The sequence below is a fragment of the Enterobacter sp. SECR19-1250 genome (assembly GCF_013391025.1).
Classification (GTDB): domain Bacteria; phylum Pseudomonadota; class Gammaproteobacteria; order Enterobacterales; family Enterobacteriaceae; genus Enterobacter; species Enterobacter cloacae.
Window position 1 is genome coordinate 1 of record NZ_JACASJ010000212.1, and the last position, 3,177, is coordinate 3,177.

Annotated in this window: 3 protein-coding genes; all 3 read left to right on the top strand. The window is 35.3% G+C overall.

All coding sequences use genetic code 11. From position 1 onward, the window contains the following. The first annotated feature begins 116 nt into the window (after window positions 1-116). Genes HX884_RS25850 through HX884_RS25860 form a run of 3 tightly spaced genes read left to right on the top strand, consistent with a single transcriptional unit; the run spans window position 117 to window position 2,933 of the window. Window positions 117-494: a GtrA family protein gene (locus HX884_RS25850; RefSeq protein ID WP_004198893.1), complete on the top strand. Its 378-nt coding sequence runs from the start codon at window positions 117-119 to the stop codon at window positions 492-494. Beyond that, window positions 491-1,471, top strand: coding sequence for a glycosyltransferase family 2 protein (locus tag HX884_RS25855; RefSeq protein ID WP_004198905.1), 981 nt, complete (start codon window positions 491-493; stop codon window positions 1,469-1,471). The genes HX884_RS25850 and HX884_RS25855 overlap by 4 nt, the downstream gene beginning before the upstream one ends. A 1-nt stretch (window position 1,472) precedes the next feature. After that, complete coding sequence (locus HX884_RS25860; protein ID WP_057069252.1) at window positions 1,473-2,933, top strand: glucosyl transferase GtrII family protein; 1,461 nt, start codon at window positions 1,473-1,475, stop codon at window positions 2,931-2,933. The last annotated feature ends 244 nt before the right edge of the window (window positions 2,934-3,177 follow it).

Sequence of the window (3,177 nt, forward strand, 5' to 3'; positions counted from 1 at the left end):
AGATGCGTGATCTGATCCTTCAACTCAGCAAAAGTTCGATTTATTCAACAAAGCCATGTAGTTTGTTAGAATGCTGCCGCCTTTAACATCCAATTGGAACGCTAGCGGAGTATATAATGCCAAGTTCAGGCCCATTATGGCAACTAATGAAATATGGGTTAGTTGGGATAGTCAATACACTAATTACGGCAGTTGTAATTTTCCTGCTAATGCATTTGGGTCTTGGCATTTATCTGTCCAATGCGATGGGTTATGTTGTAGGTATTGTTTTCAGCTTCATAGCAAACACAATATTTACATTTACGCAACCAATTAGCATCAATAGACTAATAAAATTTTTATGTGTTTGCTTCATTTGTTATGTGGCAAATATCATTGTCATAAAAATATTTTTCGTTTTTATGCCAGAAAAAATATATTCAGCACAAATCCTTGGGATGTTCACATACACTATCACAGGTTTTATTTTAAACAAGTTCTGGGCGATGAAATGACAACCTCAACTGATATAAAAAGCACTCCTTCTTTAGCTATTGTGGTACCTTGCTATAATGAACAAGAGGCTTTTCCTTTCTGTCTCGAAAAGCTTTCGAATGTACTAAATTCATTGATAGCCAGAAATAAAATTAACAACAATAGTTATCTTTTGTTTGTCGATGATGGTAGTCGTGACAATACTTGGGCACAAATTAAAGATGCCTCGACCGCTTATCACTATGTGCGAGGAATAAAATTATCAAGAAATAAAGGACATCAAATTGCCTTAATGGCAGGGTTACGCTCGGTCGATACAGACGTAACCATTAGCATCGATGCGGATCTACAAGATGATGTAAATTGCATCGAAAAAATGATTGACGCTTACAGCCAGGGATATGACATAGTATACGGCGTAAGATGTAATCGAGATAGTGACACTTTTTTTAAACGTACAACAGCTAATGCATTTTACGCAATAATGTCCCACATGGGTGTAAATCAAACTCCAAATCATGCAGATTATCGATTATTAAGTAATCGTGCGTTGGAGGCTCTTAAACAATATAAAGAGCAAAATATATATTTACGTGGATTAGTGCCTCTTGTGGGATACCCCTCGATCGAGGTGCAATATAGCCGTGAAGAAAGAATTGCAGGTGAATCAAAATATCCAATAAAAAAAATGCTTGCGCTGGCTCTCGAGGGAATTACCTCATTATCAGTTACACCGTTACGAATTATAGCTATGACAGGTTTTATAACTTGCATCATATCTACCATCGCTGCGATTTATGCTTTAATTCAAAAAACAACAGGTACTACAGTTGAGGGATGGACATCAGTCATGATCGCTATATTCTTTCTTGGCGGTGTGCAAATGCTTTCTTTAGGTATTATAGGAGAATATGTCGGGAAAATTTATATAGAGACGAAAAATAGACCTAAATATTTCATTGATGAAAGCGTAGGTAATGATAGCAATGGAAAATAATATGCAAAACCTGATCAATTCTTTAGCAGAGGGAAATAAAAAAAACGTTTACATTTTTTATTTCTTTCTGATTATGTTAACATTTTCACCGGTAATTTTCTTTTCATATGCATTTTCAGACGACTGGTCAACATTCTTTGATGCTATAACAAGAAACGGTTCTTCGTTTCAGTGGGATGTTCAATCTGGTCGTCCCGTTTATGCTGTGTTCCGTTACTATGGACAAATGTTAATTAATGATATTTCTTCATTTTCGTATTTGCGTCTTTTTAATATATTAAGTCTGGTTGTCTTAAGTAGTTTTATTTACAACTTCATAGACAGCAGAAAAATATTTGATAACCCCGTATTCAAAGTAATATTTCCGCTGTTAATTTGCTTACTCCCTGCGTTTCAAGTTTATGCTTCATGGGCAACATGTTTCCCTTTCACTATTTCAGTATTGCTGGCAGGTATTAGTTATAATAAATGTTTCCCACATTCGAAGCAGCGATCGTCATTGCCAGAAAAATTAGCATCCATTGTTGTTTTATGGGTGGCATTTGCAATATATCAACCGACAGCAATTACATTCTTATTCTTTTTTATGCTTGATAGTTGTATAAAAAAAGAAAGTAGTTTAACTGTGAAAAAAGTTGCGACATGTTTTATCATTTTAGTTATCGGTGTTGCAGGCAGTTTTATAATGTCAAAAGTACTTCCTGTCTGGCTATATGGGGAATCATTATCGAGATCCGAGTTAACCGCAGATATCGGTGGAAAGATGAAATGGTTCATAAATGAATCACTAATAAACGCTGTAAATAACTATAACATACAACCAGTAAAAATATATTCTTGGTTCTCCTCGCTTGCAATTTTAATCGGCTTATACACTATTTTAGTGGGAAAATCAGGCAGATGGAAAACGTTCATAGTCATAGCGATCGGGATAGGTTCCTACGCTCCAAATTTAGCGACAAAAGAGAATTGGGCAGCATTCCGCTCGTTAGTGGCCTTAGAACTTATTATATCAACTCTATTTCTCATTGGCATAAATAGCCTTGTCAGTAGAATTTTTAAGCAAGCATTTGTCTGGCCTCTTATCACTTTAACAATTATGATAATAGCTCAGTATAATATTATAAATGGATTTATTATTCCTCAACGCTCTGAAATTCAGGCACTTGCTGCGGAAATAACTAATAAAATACCTAAGAATTACACAGGAAAATTAATGTTCGATCTCACAGATCCTGCTTACAATGCCTTTACAAAAACACAGAGATATGATGAGTTTGGGAATATTTCATTAGCAGCGCCCTGGGCGCTCAAAGGTATGGCTGAAGAGATCAGAATTATGAAAGGATTTAATTTCAAACTATCTAACAACGTTATAATTTCTGAGACCAATCGATGTATTGATGATTGTATGGTTATCAAAACGTCAGATGCAATGCGAAGGTCAACGATAAATTATTAGTAATTTCTGTGCCGCCCTCATTTTTTATGGGGGCGCTATTACAGTAATCATAAAATACGCATTTAAATACTAGTCTTTGCTTGAGAGTAGTTTAAGAAACTTTGTTTGAATAGTCTTTAGTTCTTCATTGTAATTTTCGAGAATTTTATTATCTGCTTTAATAGCTAAATTCTCCCTATTCATAGAGGCTTTGGGCTTTGTTGAATAAATCAGATTTCGGGTAAGTCTCCCCCGTAGCGGGTTG

Bases quoted from the DNA above. Each gene is read 5' to 3' on its own strand.
- HX884_RS25855 (WP_004198905.1), top strand. From the start codon at position 491: ATGACAACCTCAACTGATATAAAAAGCACTCCTTCTTTAGCTATTGTG.
- HX884_RS25860 (WP_057069252.1), top strand. From the start codon at position 1,473: ATGCAAAACCTGATCAATTCTTTAGCAGAGGGAAATAAAAAAAACGTT.
- HX884_RS25850 (WP_004198893.1), top strand. From the start codon at position 117: ATGCCAAGTTCAGGCCCATTATGGCAACTAATGAAATATGGGTTAGTT.